This window comes from Caulobacter sp. GW821-FHT05F04 (genome assembly GCF_059419665.1).
Map to the genome: position 1 here is coordinate 343,992 of NZ_JBWKSF010000002.1, position 18,152 is coordinate 362,143.

The window sequence follows — 18,152 nt, forward strand, 5'->3', positions numbered from 1 at the left end:
TTCGGGGTTCAGGCGTCAAAGCCGGTGGAGAGGCTCAGGGTCTTCCAGGCGTCGATATCGGCGGCCAGGCCCTGGGCGGCGTAGCCGGCGTACTTCAGGGCGTCCTCGCCCAGCAGCAGGTGCATCGGCGGGGCCTCGGCGTCGGCGATGATCAGGATCGCCCGGGCCGCCTTGGCCGGGTCGCCGGGTTCCTGGCCGGCGTGGTCGGCCATGATCCGCTCGGCGTCGCGGGCCAGGCCGTCATAGTCGGAGAGCTTGTCGGCCACGATGACCTTGGAGCCCGTGGCGAAGTCCGTGCGCAGCCCGCCGGGTGCGACGTTGACGACCCGGATCCCGAGCTCGGCGACCTCCTGGGCCAGGGTCTGGGTCAGGCCCTCCAGCGCCCATTTGCTGGCGCAGTAGACGCCGGTGCCGGCCCAGACGGCCAGGCCCGAGACCGAGGTGATGTTGATGATCCGCCCCGCGCGACGTGCGCGCATGGCGGGCAGGACGGCCTTCAGGACCGCGAGGGGCCCGAAGACATTGACCTCGAACTGGGCGCGAACCTCGTCCAGCGACGCCTCTTCGACCGCGCCGACCAGGCCATAGCCGGCGTTGTTGACCAGGACGTCGATGGTCCCGGTCACGCCTTCGGCCTTGGCGACGGCGGCGGCGACGGCCGCCGTATCGGTGACGTCCATGACGACGCCGTGGGCGCGGCTGGGCGCCAGCGCTTCGAGGGCGGCGACGGCCTCGGGCTTGCGCACCGTGCCGACGACGATGTCGCCCCGCTCCAGGGCGGCGCGGGCGATCTCGCGGCCCAGGCCGCCGGAGACGCCGGTGATCATCCAGGTCTTGGTCATGCCAACTCCACCGAAAGGGGGATCAGTAAGGCTTGTCGCCCTTCACCCAAAGGCGGTGCATGGTCCGGATGTACTTGGTGTCGTCGTACAGCGTGCCGGTGTGCAGGGTGCAGCGGTTGTCCCACATCAGCAGGTCGCCGACCCGCCACTTGTGGCGATAGACGAACCGCTCCTCGGTCATGAACTCGACCAACTCGTCCAGCAGGGCCAGGCCCGCTGGGCCGGGCATGCCGATCACCTCGGTCACCGTGCCGGTCGAGGGCCACAGCGCCTTGCGGCCGTCGGCGGGGTGGGTGCGGATCAGCGGGTGCTCGACGTCGGGATTGGCCGCTTCCAGTTCGGGCGACAGGGTCTGCTGCTGGCCGAACTGGCGGGTGGCCATGAAGTGCTTGTAGCTGTGGTGCAGCCGCAGGCCCTCCAGCATAGCCTGCTTGTCGGCGGGCAGGGCGTTCCAGGCCGCGCAGCCGTCCGCCAGCAGGGTGTCGGAGCCTTCGTCAGGCACCTCCACCGCATAGAGCATGGTCAGCATGACCGGCTCGGGCTTGTAGCTGTAGTCGGTGTGCCAGCCCACGCCGTCGTTGTGGGCGCCGATCGGCTGGCCGTCCACGAGGCGGTTGCTGAGGATGAAGATCTTCGGATAGCCCGGCAGGGTGAAGCGGGTCTGGGTGTGGTCCTCGGGATCGCCGAACCGGCCGATGAAGCGCATCAGGTCGTCCGGCGTCATCTTCTGGTCGCGCAGGGCGATGGCGCCATGGCGGTGGAAGGTGTCGACGACCTGGTCCAGGGCCGCGTCCGGGGCGGAGGCTAGGTCGATGCCGGAGATCTCGGCCCCGAAGCCCGGCTTCAGATCCTTGATGGCGATGTCTGCGGTCGGCGTCATGGCGTCCTCCGTGGGCGATGTCCACGACATGACCCTAGGCGCGGCGAGGGTGGCGGTCTTGTCTCAGCGCGCACGACAGCTTTCTCGGCGGCGCCGGGTGTGGTTCCGGATTAGGCGCCGGAAGCGTCGCCGGGGCGCCGAGCGCCCGCAAACCCGGCGTCGCGCCGTGGAGGACGGTTGCTGACCAACTCTTCGTGCGCGCTGAGGCAAGACCGGCTCACGGTGCGGTCCTAGCGTGATGGTCGACTTCCGCCCTTGCAGAGCGCTTCACAATGAGCCCGCGGCCGCCCCTTCTCAGCGACGTCTTCTTCGAGGGCCTTTCCCGCTCGATGCGGAACGTCGACACCGCCGAGACCCTGCCACCCGCCTGCTATGTCGACGCCGACTTCTACGAGTTCGAGAAGGAGGCGCTGTTCAATCACGAATGGCTGTGCGTGGGCCGCGTCGACTGGGTGAAAGAGCCCGGCGACTTCTTCACCACCCGCATCATCGGCGAGCCGATCATCGTCACGCGTAACCGCGACAACCAGATCAAGGCGATGTCGGCCGTGTGCCAGCACCGGGCCATGTTGGTGGCCGAGGGCCGGGGCAATACACGCGGCTTCGTCTGCCCCTATCACCACTGGGTCTATTCGCTGAACGGCGACCTGGTGAACGCCCCGGCCATGGAGCGGACCTGCGAGTTCGACAAGAAGGCCATCAAGCTCCCGACCTTCAAGGTCGAGGTCTGGCTGGGCTTCATCTTCATCAACTTCGACGCCGAGGCCCCGCCGTTGGCGCCGCGCCTGGCGACCGTCGAGGCGGCCGTGGCCAACTACGATCTTTCGAACGCCGACGGCCTTTCGCCGCCGATGACCGGCCAGTTCGCCTGGAACTGGAAGGTGATGTTCGAGAACAACAACGACGGCTACCACGCCAGCAAGCTGCATCGCGGGCCGCTGCACGACTTCATTCCGAGCGAGCTGTGCAGCTTCCCCGAGGCGGGCGAGGGCGACGCCGGCTTCCTGCGCTACAACGGCACCCTGCACGCCGACGCCAGCTTCAACCCGACGCAGAAGGCGGTGTTGCCGGTCTTCCCGAACCTGACCGACGAGGACCGCAACCGCGCCACCTTCGCCAATATCCCGCCGACGCTGTCGCTGGTGATGACCAGCGACATGGTCATCTATCTGATCCTGCGCCCGACCGGTCCCGAGACCATGGAGCAGGACACGGGAATCCTCGTGGCGCCCGGCGCCACGGAGAGCCCCGGCTTCGAAGAGCGCCTCGAGATGATCATGACCTCGGCCGGCAAGATCATCGCCCAGGACATGCATGTCGACGAACTGGTCCAGCAGGGCCTGCGCTCGCGCTTCGCCATCCGGGGCCGCTACTCCTGGCAGGAGGGGGCGCAGGTGCAGTTCAACCGCTGGCTGACGCCGCGCTACCAGAAAACCTGGGCCGCCCTGAAAGCCGGCGACGCGCCCGCCCCCGCCAGTACGGAGGCCGCCGCATGAGCCGTCTGCCCGTCATCTTCTTCGGTCATGGCAGCCCGATGATCGCGCTGGAGACCAACGACACCACGCGGGCCTGGAAGGCCATGGGCGACGCCGTCGGCAAGCCCAAGGCGATCCTCTGCGTCTCGGCCCACTGGCTGACGCGCGGGGTCGCGGTGACGGCCATGACCAGGCCGCGCACCATCCACGACTTCGGGGCGTCCTTTCCCAAGGCGCTGTTCGACCAGCAATACCCGGCGCCCGGCTCGCCCGAACTGGCCGCGCGGGTGCGCGAGGTCCTTAGCCCGACGCCTGTAGCCCTGGACGAGAGTGGCTGGGGCCTGGACCACGGGACCTGGTCGGTTCTGGGCAAGGCGTTCCCGGACGCCGACGTGCCGGTGGTGCAGCTCAGCATGGACGCGAGCAAACCGCCCGCCTGGCATTACGAGATCGGCCAGCGCCTGGCGCCCCTGCGCGACGAGGGCGTGCTGATCGTCGGCACGGGCAACATCGTCCACAACCTGCCAGCCATGGACTGGGGCGACCGGAACTGCGCGCCCTACGACTGGTCGCGGCGTTTCAACGACTACATCAAGACCGCCATCGTCGAGGACGCCCCGCAGCGCGCCGTCGACTTCGAGAGCCAGGGCCAGGACGCCAAGCGCTCCGTGCCGACGCCCGACCATTACTGGCCGCTGCTCTACGTGCTGGGCGCGCGCCTGCCCGGCGACATCCCGACCTTCGCCCCCGACCATATCGAGCACGGCTCGCTGAGCATGACCAGCGTGACGCTCGGCGCCGCAGCCTGACCCGGAGATCCCGATGCCCTTTATCTGCGAACCCGGCCAGACCCGCCCGGACGTCGTTCCCGGCGCCCTGCACACCCTGAAGGCCACGCCCACGAGCGTGCACTGGGGCTATTTCGATCCTTCGACGCCGCCGTCGCTGCGGATCAAGAGCGGCGACCTGGTCCAGGCCGAGGCGATCACCCACCATGCCGGCGACGCGCCCGAGCTGATGATGGACGAAGGCGTCACCCGGATCTTCAAGGAGATCCCGGAGGACGACCGCAACCCGGGCGTCCACATCATGACCGGCCCGATCCATGTCGAGGGCGCCAAGCCTGGCGACGTGCTGGAGGTGCGCTACCTGCGCATGGTCCCGCGCAACAACTACGGCTCCAACCTCGCGGCCAACTGGGGCTATCTCTACAAGGAGTTCGGCGAGAAGGAGCGGGTGACGATCTACGAGCTGGATCCGAACACCAACACCGCCAGCGCCCTCTACGCCTACGACTTCGAGGGCAAGTACCTGATCCCGGGCACGATCACCCATTGTCCCGAATGCGACCGCCAGCCGGCCCTGAAGGGGATCCGGATTCCGGCCCGGCCGCACCTGGGCACCGCGGGCGTGGCGCCCGCCGTCGACGGTCGCGTCAGCACCATCCCGCCCGGCGAGCACGGCGGCAACATCGACAACTGGCGCATCGGGGCCGGCGCCACGATGTACTACACGGTGCAGGTCGACGGCGGCTTGTTCTCGATCGGCGACCCGCATGTCAGCCAGGGTGACGGCGAGCTGTCGGGCACGGCCATCGAGAGCTCGCTGAACGTCCTGATGCAGATCGTGCTGCGCAAGGATATCCAGACGCCCGGCCCGCTGCTGGAGACGCCCAAGTGGTGGATCGTCCACGGCTTCAACGAGGACCTGAACCTGGCCATGCGCGACGCCTCGACCAAGATGCTGAGCCTGCTCAGCGACCAGGTCGGCCTGTCCAAGAACGACGCCTATTCGCTGATGAGCGTGGCGGCCGACTTCGGGGTCACCCAGGTGGTCGACGGCACCCAGGGCTGTCACGTCAGGATCCCGCGCGACATCTTTCCAAAGCTCAAGGCATAGACCCATGAAGGCCTGGTCGTTCAGCACCGAAAGCCACCCCCGCGCCGAGCGCGCGGAGGCCTGGCGCGAGGCGATGAGCCGCCTGGGCCTGCCGATCGAGGGATTGTCGGACAACGAGCCGGCGGCCGCGTCGGTCGTCTGCCTGACCTCGCCGCTGGGGATCGAATTCGCTCTGGTCGAGGCCGGCGCCCAGACGATCGCCGGCCGCCTCACGGCGCAACCGGCGGCGATTTGGCTGGCGGTCCTGCTGAATGGCGAAGCCACCCTAGTCACCGACGAACTGGCGGTCAGCGTCGGGGCGGGCGACATCGCCTTCGGCCCGACGGGACAGGCGGCGGCCTTGCGGCTCGACACCCGCTCGCGGCTTCTGTTCGTCCGCGCGCCGCGCGTGGCGCTGGACCACCGGCTGATCCGGCCTTTCAACCTGCGGGTCGGCTGGCTGGATGGCTCCAAGGGCGTGCCGCGCATTCTCTCGGACCTGCTGCGCGCGACCGCCGAGGAGCTGGAGAACCTCTCCGTCGACCAACTGCGGCCGGTGGACCTGGCCTTCACGGAGTTTCTCGCGCAATGCCTGCTCGAGCAGGGGGCGGCGGTCTCCGACGCCTATGAGACGACGACCCCGACCGCGCACCTGCAGCGACTTTGCCAGACCATAGAGACCCTGTTGCCCGACGCCGAGCTGTCGCTGCGGCGCGTCGCGGACGAGGAGGGGGTCTCGCCGCGCTACGTGCAAAAGCTGTTCGCCTCGGCCAACGAGACCTTCAGCCACTATCTGCGCTCGCGTCGGCTGGAGCGGTGCCGGATCGATCTCGCCAGCCCCCAGCACGCCCGGCTGTCGATTTCGGAGATCTGTTTCCGCTGGGGCTTCAACGGCTCGGCCCACTTCAGCCGGGCCTTTCGCGAGCAGTACGGCCTGTCGCCCCGCGAGTTCAGGCAGGGCCGCGGCCACGCCGACGCCGAGGCCTTGAGCTGAGGCCGCCACCATCAAAGTGCTCCCGCTTTGACCTTGATCAAGTGATGCGCGCATAAGGTTGGGTTTCATCATTCCCGGGCGATGAAGCTTCGCTCTTGGACGCTCAAGGCGAGGCTGCGGTGTCGGATCACAAGTTTGATTGGCCGCAGTTTGACGAACTCTGGTCTCGCCGCCTGCCCGCGCCGTCATCGCCGCTGGCCCAACCCACCGGCTTCGCGGGCGTGCGACTGAGCTTCGAGGAAGCGGAAGTTTCGCTCCAGGCCGCCGCCGAACGCCTGGCGCTTCCCCATCCTCGGCTGGGCAGCGACGAGTTCAACGTGCTCGCGATCTCTGGCGGCGCCGCGGGCGGAGCCTATGGCGCCGGGGCCCTCGTGGGCCTTGGCCTGGCCGGCTACCGTCCCCGGTTCGATATCGTAACCGGGGTGAGCACGGGCGCCCTGATCGCGCCGTTCGCCTTTCTGGGCCCGGCGTGGGACGAGCGGTTGAAGGAGGCCTACACGGGGGGGCGCGCGGCCGAGCAGTTCCGGTGGACGGCGCTCGCGGGCGTGCTCCAGGGGGGGCTTATGACCGCCGAGAGCCTTGATGGCTTGATCGCTCCGTTCATCGACGAGGCCTTGGTCGCCGCCGTCGCCGTCGAGCATCGCCGCGACCGCCGCCTGCTGATCGCCACCACCGATCTTGACAGCCAACGCCCGGCCATATGGGACATGGGCGAGATCGCGTGCCGGGGCGGATCCTCGGCCGTGGAGATGTTCCGGCTGGTTCTCGCCGCCTCGGCCAGCATGCCAGGCCTGTTTCCGCCGCGGCTGATCCGCTGCGAAGCGGACGGCGAGCCCTTCGACGAACTGCATGTCGACGGCGGCGTCACCACGCCGCTGTTCATCCTGCCCGAGGCCCTGCTGCACTGGCTGCGGGTCGGCCGGCGACTGCGGCGCGGTCGCGTCTACGTCCTCATCAACACGGTGATCGACCCGTCGCCGCGCACGACATCACCGAGTTTGCCGGGTGTCCTGATCCGCAGCTTCGACACGATGCTGCGGGTCTCCTACCGTCAGGCGTTGAATGTCGTGACCACGTTCTGCATAGGCAACAACATCCCCTTGAGCGTCGCTTCGATCCCCGCCCGCCCGGCCACGACCGCCAACGGCGCCATGCTCGACTTCGACACTGAAGCCATGAAAGCCTCGTTCGAGGCCGGTCGCGCGGCCGCCGCGAAGGCGGGTTTCTGGGACACACCGGCGGTGCGCCTGGAGCCCTGGGAAAAGTTCTTGAACTCGCTATGACACCCCTCCGCCCGGGCGAAATTGCCGGCGACCGGTGACGAGGGGACCAGACTCGTCCCGAAGGCTACATCCCCGGCTTTCCGTTGAGGCTTGCCTCCGATCGGATTTTCCCCGCCTGTTGAACGGTGATTAGAGAAGCTTGGCCTCTGGGGAGGAAATCTCCATTTCAATTCCCATTGTTTCAGTAGGAATTTTGGTCCCGCAGAACCGGCGCATTCTCCCGGCGTCGACAAGGGGATAGAGCAGTGATCAAGCGTCTTCTTATCGGAACCGCCGCCGGGGCCTTGGGCGTGGCTTTCGCGGGCGCCGCGTGGGCCCAGGCCGGCGTCCAGGCTTCCGGCGACGCCGCCGTCGAGCAGGTGATCGTCACCGCCCAGCGCCGCGAGCAATCGGCCCAGGACGTTGGCGTCGCCCTGTCGGTGATCTCCGGCGAACAGCTGGTCGCGCGCGGCGTGGCCACGGTCAACCAGCTGCAGTACGCCACGCCGAGCCTGGAGATCACGCCCCAGTTCGGCAGCGGCCAGCCCAGCTTCCGCCTGCGCGGCGTCGGTTTCGACGACTACGCGTCCAACAACTCCTCGACCGTCGGCGTCAGCGTCGACGAGGTAGCCTATCCGATCCAGGCCCAGACCCAGGGCCTGCTGTTCGACATCGCCCGCGTGGAAGTGCTGCGCGGCCCGCAGGGCACGCTGTACGGCCGCAACACCACCGGCGGCGCGATCAACTTCATCACCAACCGGCCGACCAACAGCCTGGCCGGCGGCGTGACCGCCGAATACGACAACAACGACGCGTTCAAGGCCGAGGGCTACGTGTCCGGACCGCTCGGCGACACGCTCAGTGGCCGCCTGGCCTTTGTCACCGACCACGGCGGCGCCTGGCAGAAGAACCGCGCCACGGGTCAGAAGCTGGGCGACAAGGACACCAGCTCGGTGCGCGGCCAACTGGCCTGGACGCCGAACGACAAGGCCGACGTCCTGCTCAGCGTCCATGCCGGCTACGACAAGTCCGAGCCGACCGGACTCTATCTGTTCAATCCTCTGGGCTATAACGCCAGCCTGCCGACCATCCCCGCCGATGCCAGCCGCAAGAACACCGGCTGGGGCGGCTCGGCCGCCTTCGCGACGCTGACCGGCATCGCCGCGAACGCCAAGCCATTCCATGACACCAAGAGCAGCGGCGTCTCCCTGCGCGCCCACGGCGAGACCGGCGGCGTCGACCTGGTGTCGATCACGTCCTACGAAAAGCTGCACCGCAAGGAATACAACGACTGGGACGCCTCCCAGTACGCCTATGCCGGGACCTATTTCGACACCGACGCCAAGGTGTTCTCACAGGAGCTGCGGGCCTCGTCGAAGACCGAAGGCCCGCTGCAATGGCTGGTCGGCGGCTACTATTCGCGCGAAACCATCGATGAGGCCTTCTATTCGGACTTCTACCAGTCGCTGCTGTTCGACACCCGCACGACCTACAGCCAGAAGGTCCGCTCGGCCTCGTTGTTCGGCCAGGTGGAATACGCGCTCAGCGATAGGCTGAAACTGGTGGCCGGCCTGCGCGGCGAGGATGAAAAGCGCCAGCAGTTCGACTTCGTCACCGCCGGCGTCTTCGCCCCCGGCGCGCCGCCGACCAACTTCAGTCCGACCGACGACAAGTCGCTGAAGAACAAGTCGGTGACCGGCAAGCTGGCCCTTGAGTACAAGCCGGTCGACGGCGTGCTGCTCTATGCCAGCGTCAGCAAGGGCACGAAGTCCGGCGGTTTCACCTCTTACAATCGTGGCGACGCCGCGGCCGTCGACGGCTTCAAGCCCGAGACCCTCTGGGCCTACGAGACCGGGTTCAAGTCCAGCTTCGCGGCCAACACCGTGCAGCTGAACGGCTCGGTGTTCTACTACGACTACAAGGACCAGCAGGTTCAGTCGGCGATCTACGACATCAACAACGGTCCGATCGGGGCCATCGTCAACGCTCAGAAGTCGCACATCTACGGCGGTGAGCTGGAGCTGACCTGGCGCCCGGTCCCGGATCTCCGGATCGGCCAGTCGCTGGGCTACAAGACCGGCAAGTTCGACAAATACACGAACGATCTGGATATCCCGGCCAGCGTCGCGTCAGGCCACGCCGTTTATATCTCGCGCAGCGGGGCCAAGGTCGGCTTTCCTCCGCTCAGCTACGGCGGCGACGTGTCCTATACCTGGGCCGTCGGCGACTACGAGGTCGAGGCGCAGGGCGACTACGCCTTCCACGACAAGACCAAGCCGCTGCTGCTGGGGTCGCGCTACGATGTTGACTCGTACTGGCTGGCCAACGCCAGCGTGACCCTGTCGCCCGCCAAGGGGCCGTGGGCGCTGACCGCCTTCGCCAAGAACGTCTTCAACACCAAGTACGACCTGACGCGGAACTTCTTCCTGCCGCTGATCGACATCGCCGCGCCCGGCCAGCCCGCCACCTATGGCGTTCGCGTCAACTACGCTTTCTAGTCAGGCAACGACCGCCCTGGAGCGTTGAACATGTTGAAGACCTTGTTGCTGATCCTGGGCGGCCTCGTTGGCCTGGTCGTCCTCGCGGGCCTCGTCGGCTGGCTGCTGCTGCGCGGCCCCGACATTCCCTACGAAACCCTGGAAGCCAAGTACGCCACCAAGGCCTCGCGCTATGCCGATCTGCCCGGCGGCGTGCGGTTGCACTACAAGGACGAGGGCAAGGCCGATGGGCCGCTGCTCGTCTTGGTCCACGGCTTCGGCGACTCGCATTTCTCGTGGGAGGGCTGGGTCGCCCGGCTCGGCGATCGCTATCGGATCATCACCATCGACCTGCCGGGTCACGGCCTGACGCGCGCCCCCGTGGGCTATGTCGCCTCGGCCGATGGCTTCGCCGACCTGGTCGACGCCCTGGCGGCCAAGGAGGACCTTCCCAAGTTCGCCATCGCCGGCAATTCGATGGGCGGCGGCGTGGCCTGGCAGGTGGCGGCGCGCCATCCGGACCGCGTGAACGGCCTGATCCTGGTCGACGCCGCCGGCTGGCCCTCCACGAGCCTGAAGAAGCCGCCCCTGGCCTTCAAGCTGCTGAAGTATTCGTGGGGCCGCGCCTTCCTGCGCTCGATCGACAACAAGCCGCTGATCCGCTCGGGCCTGCGCGGCGAGGTCGGCGATCCGGCGGTGATCACCGACGCCTTTATCGATCGCTGGGCCGAGCTGCAGCGCGCCCCGGGCCACCGCGCCATCCTGATGTCGATCCAGCCCGGCAAGCACAGCCAGGCGACCAAGGAGGTCCTCTCGACCATCAAGGCTCCGACCCTGGTCTTGTGGGGCGAGATTGATCCGCTGATCGAGGTCTCCGGCGCCCACAAGTTCGCCGAGGCCATCCCCGGCGCAAGGCTGATCGTCTATCCGAAGGTCGGGCACCTGCCGCAGGTTGAGATCCCGCAACGCTCGGCTGACGATACGGCCGCCTTCCTCGCCGAGGCTGGCGTCAGCTAGAGTACCCTCATGCGTAGCGACTATCTCGGCAATCCGATCAGCGCGTCGTCAGACGCGGCCCTGGCGGCCGTCGACACCTTCGTCGACGGCTTTCTCAGCTATGAGACGCGGGCGGCCGAGGTGATCGGCGCGGCCGAGGCGTATCCGGAGAGCGTGCTGCTGAACGCCTATGCCGCGACGCTGTGGCTGCTCCTGGAGGCGCCGGAAGCCGCCGAACGCGCCGGACCCTACCTGGCCCGCGCCCGAGCGGCGGTGGGCCAGGCCCATCCGCGCGAACAGGCCTTCGTCGACTTCGTCACGGTCTGGTCGACCGACGACATCCCCGCCGCCCTGGCCATCGCCGACACGATCCTGGCGGCCTGGCCGCGCGACCTGCTGGTGCTGAAGCTCGCGCAGTATCACGCGTTCAATCGCGGCGACTTCCCGGCCATGCTGCGGGCGGCCAGCGCCGTCCTGCCGGCCGCCGAGGACGTGGCCCAACTGCACGGCATGCTGGCCTTCGCCTATGAGCAATGCCACCTGCTGGACGACGCCGAAGTCGCCGCGCGGCGCGCCCTGGCCCTCAAGCGCCAGGAGCCCTGGGCCCAGCACGCCCTGGCCCACGTGATGCTGACCCAAGGCCGCGTCGCCGAGGGCGTCGCGTTCCTGGAAGGCGTGCGCGATACTTGGACCGGCCTCAACTCGTTCATGGATACCCACCTCTGGTGGCACCTGGCGCTATTCTATCTGAGCCAGGGCCGGTTCGACGCCGCCCTCGCCCTCTATGACGGCCACGTCTGGGGGCAGGAGAAGGACTATTCCCAGGACCAGATCGGGGCGGTGTCGTTGCTGGCCCGACTGGAGCTGGCCGGCGTCGACGTTGGCGACCGCTGGGACGACGTGGCCGATCGCCTGGCCGCGCGCGCTGACGACGTGGTCCAGCCGTTCCTAACCTTGCAGTACCTCTACGGCCTGGCCCGCGCCGGTCGGCCGCAGGCCGATGCCCTGCTGGCCGCCGTGCGCCGCGCGGCGCTGGACGCCCCCGACCACGTCCGCGAAACCTGGCGGGAGGTGGCCTTGCCCGCCGCCGAGGGGCTGGTCGCCCACGCGCGGGGCGACTATCAGAGCGCCCTGCGTGGCCTGCGCGCCGCCCTGCCGCGCCTGGCCGAGATCGGCGGCAGCCACGCCCAGCGGGACCTCTTCGAGCAACTGATCCTGGACGCACTGATCCGCGACGACCGGTTGTCGGAAGCCCAGCAGGCGCTGGAGCTGCGGCGTGGCTTCGATCCCGACGGCGTCCCGCTCAATCGCGCCCTGGCGAGAGTCTATGACCGCCTGGGCCTGCCCGCCGAGGCCGCCAAGGCCCGGGCGCGCATCGCGTGAAGCTCCGCGCCCTTCTCGGTCTGGCGGCGGCCTGCCTGTTGGCGTTCGCGCCCGTCGCCCATGCCGCGCCCAAGGACACGCTGACGGTCGCGCTGCAGTTGGAGCCGCCCAACCTCGACCCCACATCCGGCGCGGCGGTGGCGACCGACGAGGTGGTCTACGGCAACGTCTTCGAAGGCCTCGTCCGCCTCGACGCGCAAGGCGCGGTCAAGCCGTTGCTGGCGACCTGGTGGGAGGTGTCGCCCGACGGCCTGACCTACACCTTCCACCTCCGCGACGGCGTGCGGTTCCAGGACGGAACGCCCTTCGACGCCGGCATCGTCAAGTTCAGCCTGGAGCGCGCGCTCGGCCCGGCCTCGACCAATGTCCAGAAACAGGCGCTGAGCGTTATCCGTCAGGTCGAGGTCGTCGACCCGCGCACGGTGCGCCTGCGTCTCTCAAGCCCCGACAGCAACCTGCTCTACACCCTGGCCTGGGGCGACAGCGTGATGGTCTCGCCCAAGTCGGCAGGGAGTCTCGCCACCGCCCCGGTGGGCACCGGCCCGTTCAGGTTCGCCAGCTGGCGACGCGGCGACACCGTGACCCTGGTCCGCGACGAGGACTACTGGGGCCAGCCCGCCAAGCTGCGCCAGGTGAAGTTCAAGTTCATCGCCGATCCGGCGGCGGCCTACGCGGCGATCAAGACCCACGAGGTCGACGCCTTCCCTGACTATCCAGCCCCGGAAAACCTGGCCCAGCTGCGCGCCGACCCGGCCCTGAAGGTGGTCACCGCCTCCAGCGAGGGCGAGGTGATCCTGGCGATCAACAATCGCGCCGGCCCGCTGTCCGACGTGCGGGTGCGCCGCACCCTGCAATACGCCCTGGACCGGCGGGCGATCATCGACGGGGCGATGTACGGCTATGGGACGCCGATCGGCAGCCACTTTCCGCCGCAGAACGCGGCCTATGTCGACCTGACCGGCCTCTATCCGCACGACATCGCCAAGGCCAAGGCGCTGCTGGCGCAGGCCGGCTACCCCAACGGCCTCGACCTGAGCCTCAAACTGCCGCCGCCCAACTACGCGCGCCGCGGCGGCGAGATCGTCGCCGCCCAACTGGCCCAGGCCGGGGTCCGCGTGAAGATCGAGAATATCGAGTGGGCCCAGTGGCTGGACCAGGTCTATGGCCGCCACGCGTTCGACCTGACCATCGTCAGCCATGCCGAGCCGATGGACTACGCCATCTATGACAAGGCCGACTACTATTTCGGCTATCACAGCGAGGCCTTCCACGGGCTGATGGAAGCCCTGAAGGGCGCGACCGACGAGGCCCAGCGGGCGGCGATCCTCGGCCAGATCCAGCGCCGGATCGCCGAGGACGCGGTCAACGGTTTCCTGTTCCAGTTCCCGCGCCTGGGCGTGTTCGACGCGCGGCTGAAGGATTTCTGGGTCAATTCGCCGACCCAGACCATCGACCTGCGCGCGGCCTCGTTCGACGGCGCCGGCGGGGCGGAAGCCATCGCCAGCGACAAGGCCGGTCCGGCCGGCGCGATCGTCGGCGCCGTCCTGACGCTCGCCGCGGTCGCGGGTCTGGCCTTGCTCGCCGCCCGCTTCGGGGCGGCCTATCTGGGCGGTCGGGCGGTGGTGATGGTCCTGACCCTGCTGGCCGCCAGTGTCGTGGTCTTCGCCATCATCCAGGTCGCGCCGGGAGATCCGGCCGCCTACATGCTGGGCCTCAACGCCAGTCCCGAGGCCGTGGCCAACCTGCGCCAGCAGATGGGGCTCGAAGGCCCTCCGGCGCAGCGCTATCTCGCCTGGCTGCTGGGCATGCTGCGCGGCGACCTGGGCGTCAGCTACACCTACCAGACCCCGGTCGCGGCCCTGGTCGCCGAACGGATCGGCGTTTCGCTGCCTCTGGCCCTGTTGGCCCTGATCCTGTCGGTCGTGGTCGGCGCGTCGGTCGGCGCCCTGGCGGCGGCGCGGCGGGGCAAGGGGACCGATACGATCGTCATGGGCCTGACCCAGGTGGGCGTCGCCGTGCCGAACTTCTGGTTCGCCGTGCTGCTGGTCATGGTGTTCTCGATCGGTCTGCGCTGGGTGTCCGCCGGCGGCTTTCCCGGCTGGGACGCGGGCCTAGTCCCGGCGCTCAAGGCCCTGGCCCTGCCAGCCATCGCCCTGGCCGCGCCGCAAGCCGCGATCATCGCCCGCGTCACCCGCTCGGCCCTGATCGACACCCTGGCCGAGGACTACATGCGCACCGCCCGCGCCAAGGGGCTGACGGCGAGCCAAGCCCTGTGGCGGCACGGCCTGCCCAACGCCCTGATCCCGCTGCTCACCATCCTGGGCCTGCAGTTCCCCTTCCTCTTGGCCGGCGGGGTGATCATCGAGAACGTGTTCTTCCTGCCGGGGCTGGGGCGTCTGGTGCTGCAGGCCATCGCCCAGCGCGACCTGATCGTGGTGCAGGGCGTGGTCATGCTGCTGGTCTTCGCCGTGGTGGCCACCAACTTCCTGGTCGACGTGGCCTATGTGCTGGTCGATCCCCGCCTGCGGAGGCGCGGATCATGAGCCGGTCCCGCCTTTCGCCAACCCTGATCGTCGGCGGCGTGATCAGCATCGCTTTCGTCGTGGCCGCGCTGCTGTCGCTGGTCTGGACGCCCTATGACGTCGCCAGCTTCGACATCGACCACCGGTTGCAGGGGCCGTCGGCCGCCCACTGGCTGGGCCTGGATCACTTCGGCCGCGACGTGGCCTCGATGATCCTGCTGGGCGCTCGCAACGCCCTGTCGGTCTCGCTGGTGGCCGTGCTGCTGGGCGCGGGTGTCGGCGTGCCGCTGGGCCTGCTGGCCGCGGCCCGTCGGGGCTGGGTCGACGAGCTGGTCATGCGCGCCTCGGACGTGGTCTTCGCCTTCCCGGCCCTGATCCTGGCCATTCTGATCACCGCCGTCCTGGGTACCGGCGCGATCAACGCCGTGATCGCCATCGGCGTCTTCAACGTTCCGGTCTTCGCCCGCCTGACCCGAGGCTCGGCCCTAAGCCTCTGGACCCGCGACTACGTTCTGGCCGCCCGCGCGGCCGGCAAGGGCGCGACGCGGATCTCGATCGAGCACATCGCGCCAGGGTTATTCAGTATACTGATCGTCCAGGCGACCTTGCAGTTCTCGCTGGGCGTCATCGCCGAGGCGGGGCTTTCGTACGTCGGTCTCGGCGCCCAGCCGCCCGCCGCCAGCTGGGGCAAGATGCTGGCCGACGCCCAGACCCTGGTCGCGGTCGCGCCGCTGCAGGCGATCTTCCCGGGCCTGGCCATCGTCATCACCGTGCTGGGCCTGAACCTGCTGGGCGACGGCCTGCGCGACCGCCTCGACCCGCGCCTGGACGAGGACCGCTAGATGGCCTTGCTCGAGATCCAGGACCTGAAGCTGGCGCTGGGCGACCAGCCGATCCTGCGCGGCCTGTCGCTGACGCTTGAGGCCGGTCAGGTGCTGGGCGTGGTCGGCGAGTCCGGTTCGGGCAAGTCGATCACGGCCCTCTCGATCGTGGGCCTGCCGCCGCGCGGGGCGCGGGTCGAGGGCGCGATCCGGTTCGAGGGCCGCGACCTCGTCGGCCTGTCCAACGCGGAACTGTCGCGCCTGCGCGGCGACCGCATCGGCATCGTGTTCCAGGAGCCGATGACGGCCCTGAACCCGGTCATGACCATCGGCGCCCAGGTGGCCGAGGTCGTGCGCCTGCACCGCAAGGCCTCGCGCGCCGAGGCCAACGCCGCCGCCCGCGAGACGCTGGATCGCGTGGGCCTCGCCGACATCCCCCTGACCCGCTATCCGCATGAGCTGTCGGGCGGCCAGCGCCAGCGGGCAGCCATCGCCATCGCAGTTGTTTTGTCGCCCCGCCTGCTGATCGCCGATGAGCCGACCACGGCGCTGGACGTCACCACCCAGGCCGAGATCCTCAAGCTGCTGCGCCATCTGGTGCGCGAGGACGGCGCGGCCCTGATCCTGATCAGCCACGACCTGGCCCTGGTCGCCGAGGCCGCCGACCACGTGGCGGTGATGAAGGACGGCCAGATCGTCGAGCAGGGCGAGACCGGCGCCGTCTTCAAGGCCCTGACCCATCCCTACACCCGGGCCCTGGCCGCCGACGCCGAGCGAATGCCGGTCCGGACCCGGAGGCCGGACGCCGGGGCCGCCCCGATCCTGGAAGCGCGCGGGGTGGTCCGCGACTATCCCGGCCAGCGCGGCTTCCTCCGCGCCGGCCCGCCGGTCCGCGCTCTACGGGGCGTCTCCCTGGAGATCCGTCCGGGCGAGATCGTCGGGCTGGTCGGCGAGTCCGGCAGCGGCAAGTCGACCCTGCTGCGGACCCTTCTGGCCCTGGATCCCGTGCAGGGCGGCGAGGTGCGTCTGGCTGGCGAGCCCTTCACGCCAGCCTCGCCGCGCCGCCGCCGCCGCGCGATCCAGCTGGTCTTTCAGGACCCGAACGGCAGTCTCGACCCGCGCTGGACGGTCGAGCGGCTGGTGGCCGAGCCGTTGCACCTTCTGGACGCCAGGCTCTCGCCGACGGAGCGCCGGGCCAGGGTCGAGGCCGTGTTGGCCAAGGTCGGGCTGCCGGCCGAGGCCGCCGATCGCTATCCGCACCAGTTCAGCGGCGGCCAACGCCAGCGCATCGCCATCGCCCGCGCCCTGATCGTCGAGCCCGAGGTCATCGCCCTAGACGAAGCGGTGTCGGCCCTCGACGTCACCGTTCGCGCCGAGGTGCTGGACCTGCTGGCCCGGCTCTCCGACGACCTGGGCGTGGCCTATCTGTTCGTGACCCACGACATGGGCGTGGCGCGCGGCCTGACCGACCGGGTGCTGGTCATGCGCGAGGGCGAGATTGTCGAGGCCGGCCCGACCGCCGAGCTCTTCGCCGCGCCGAAGCATCCGTACACGGCGCAGCTGATCGCCGCCACGCCGAGTCTGGCCCGAGCGCTAGCCGCCCGCGGCTAGCCGCGCGCCGCGTGGACCCCTCGGGCGATGGCCCGGGCCAGGCAGTCGCCCGCCGCCGAGCCCAGTCGGGCCAGGCGATGGGCGCGCGCCTCCGTCCCGAGCGCCACCGCTCCCGAAGCGGCCGCGAACACCACGTCGCCGTCGAATGGCGTGTGGGCCGGGCGCACGGCGCGCGACAGGCCGTCCTGGGCCATCATCGCCAGGCGCTTGCACTCGCCGGCGGTGAGGTCGGCGTTCACCGCCACGACGGCCAGGGTGGTGTTCGCGCCTGGCGTCAGGCGGCCTTGGCCGGCCAGTCGCGACTCGTCCGGCATGGGCTCGACCGCCCCCGCCGGTCCCGTGGGAACACGGCCGCCGAACTCGCCGTCGATCTCGAACGGCCAGGCCCAGAAGGTCTCGCCGTCGGGCATGAGCACCGAGCCCACCGGGTTGGCGGCGACCAGCGCCCCGACCTTCAGGCCGTCTCCCAGGTCCAGCGAGGCTGAGCCCAGGCCGCCCTGGACCAGGCCAGCCCGCGCACCGCGTCCGGCCCCGACCGCGCCCAACGCGAAGGCTTCGCCGGCCGCCTCGAAGGCCGCCAGGCCCAGACGCCGATAGGGCGGATCCATCTCCCAGGCCTTGTCGCCCCCATTGGCCAGGTCGTAGAGCACCGCGCCGGCCACGATCGGGGTCCGGGGCGTATCCGGTCTCAGCAAGAAGCCCTCGCCCGCTTGCGACAGGGCGGCGGTCACGCTGTCGGCGGCGGCCAGGCCGAAGACCGATCCGCCGCTGAAGGTCAGGGCGTGCAGCCGGGAGTAACCGTTCTCGGGCGACAGGGCCGCGGTCTCGCGCACGCCCGGCCCGCCGCCGCGCACGTCGACGCCGGCTATCCAGCCGCCCGGAAAGCGCACGACGGTCACGCCGCTGCGCGCCGCCTCGTCCGTGGCGTTGCCGACCGTCAGGCCAGGCACATCGGTGAGCAGATTGCGCGGACCGGGTCGAAGCAAGGCGATGTCCTTCCAAGGATTCGCC

14 protein-coding genes are annotated in these 18,152 nt (G+C 69.3%); 11 read left to right on the plus strand and 3 right to left on the minus strand.

All coding sequences use genetic code 11. The features are described from left to right. Positions 1 to 8: 8 nt before the first annotated feature. Together AC07R7_RS06115 and AC07R7_RS06120 are read right to left on the minus strand one after the other, a co-directional pair. Complete coding sequence (locus tag AC07R7_RS06115) at positions 9 to 842, minus strand: oxidoreductase (protein ID WP_494634514.1); 834 nt, start codon at positions 840 to 842, stop codon at positions 9 to 11. Positions 843 to 864: 22 nt separating this feature from the next. Then, the gene (locus tag AC07R7_RS06120) at positions 865 to 1,722 is read right to left on the minus strand and encodes a TauD/TfdA dioxygenase family protein (RefSeq protein WP_125156891.1); all 858 of its coding nucleotides are present in this window, start codon (positions 1,720 to 1,722) and stop codon (positions 865 to 867) included. Between the two features lie 272 nt (positions 1,723 to 1,994). Between AC07R7_RS06120 and AC07R7_RS06125 the strand changes: the two genes are divergently transcribed. From AC07R7_RS06125 to AC07R7_RS06175, 11 genes are all read left to right on the plus strand, one after another. Next, entirely contained in the window at positions 1,995 to 3,218 is a 1,224-nt protein-coding gene (locus AC07R7_RS06125) for an aromatic ring-hydroxylating oxygenase subunit alpha (RefSeq protein WP_494634515.1), read from the plus strand. After that, positions 3,215 to 4,006 carry a 4,5-DOPA-extradiol-dioxygenase gene (ygiD, locus tag AC07R7_RS06130; RefSeq protein WP_494634516.1) on the plus strand — a complete coding sequence of 264 codons (792 nt, stop codon included), beginning with the start codon at positions 3,215 to 3,217 and terminating at the stop codon, positions 4,004 to 4,006. Before AC07R7_RS06125 ends, ygiD begins: the two co-directional genes overlap by 4 nt. 13 nt (positions 4,007 to 4,019) lie before the next feature. Beyond that, positions 4,020 to 5,096 carry an acetamidase/formamidase family protein gene (locus AC07R7_RS06135; protein ID WP_494634517.1) on the plus strand — a complete coding sequence of 359 codons (1,077 nt, stop codon included), beginning with the start codon at positions 4,020 to 4,022 and terminating at the stop codon, positions 5,094 to 5,096. A gap of 4 nt (positions 5,097 to 5,100) precedes the next feature. Then, the gene (locus AC07R7_RS06140; protein WP_492887991.1) at positions 5,101 to 6,069 is read left to right on the plus strand and encodes an AraC family transcriptional regulator; all 969 of its coding nucleotides are present in this window, start codon (positions 5,101 to 5,103) and stop codon (positions 6,067 to 6,069) included. 119 nt (positions 6,070 to 6,188) lie between these two features. Continuing rightward, positions 6,189 to 7,352, plus strand: a complete 1,164-nt coding sequence (locus AC07R7_RS06145; RefSeq protein WP_494634518.1) for a patatin-like phospholipase family protein — start codon at positions 6,189 to 6,191, stop codon at positions 7,350 to 7,352. A gap of 245 nt (positions 7,353 to 7,597) precedes the next feature. Continuing rightward, positions 7,598 to 9,829 carry a TonB-dependent receptor gene (locus AC07R7_RS06150; RefSeq protein ID WP_494634519.1) on the plus strand — a complete coding sequence of 744 codons (2,232 nt, stop codon included), beginning with the start codon at positions 7,598 to 7,600 and terminating at the stop codon, positions 9,827 to 9,829. Between the two features lie 30 nt (positions 9,830 to 9,859). Beyond that, complete coding sequence (locus AC07R7_RS06155) at positions 9,860 to 10,825, plus strand: alpha/beta fold hydrolase (protein WP_494634520.1); 966 nt, start codon at positions 9,860 to 9,862, stop codon at positions 10,823 to 10,825. Between the two features lie 9 nt (positions 10,826 to 10,834). Continuing rightward, positions 10,835 to 12,187 (plus strand): tetratricopeptide repeat protein, encoded by a 1,353-nt coding sequence (locus AC07R7_RS06160; RefSeq protein ID WP_494634521.1) that lies wholly within the window; start codon positions 10,835 to 10,837, stop codon positions 12,185 to 12,187. Further along, a complete protein-coding gene (locus AC07R7_RS06165) occupies positions 12,184 to 14,730 on the plus strand; it encodes an ABC transporter substrate-binding protein (protein WP_494634522.1) in 2,547 nt (848 codons plus the stop codon). The genes AC07R7_RS06160 and AC07R7_RS06165 overlap by 4 nt, the downstream gene beginning before the upstream one ends. Beyond that, positions 14,727 to 15,551 (plus strand): ABC transporter permease, encoded by an 825-nt coding sequence (locus AC07R7_RS06170; RefSeq protein ID WP_494634523.1) that lies wholly within the window; start codon positions 14,727 to 14,729, stop codon positions 15,549 to 15,551. The genes AC07R7_RS06165 and AC07R7_RS06170 overlap by 4 nt, the downstream gene beginning before the upstream one ends. Then, entirely contained in the window at positions 15,552 to 17,141 is a 1,590-nt protein-coding gene (locus AC07R7_RS06175; protein ID WP_494634524.1) for a dipeptide ABC transporter ATP-binding protein, read from the plus strand. Here AC07R7_RS06175 and AC07R7_RS06180 read toward each other — a convergent pair. Next, on the minus strand, positions 17,138 to 18,127 hold the full coding sequence (locus tag AC07R7_RS06180; RefSeq protein WP_494634525.1) for a P1 family peptidase: 990 nt from the start codon (positions 18,125 to 18,127) through the stop codon (positions 17,138 to 17,140). The genes AC07R7_RS06175 and AC07R7_RS06180 overlap by 4 nt on opposite strands. Positions 18,128 to 18,152 lie beyond the last annotated feature (25 nt).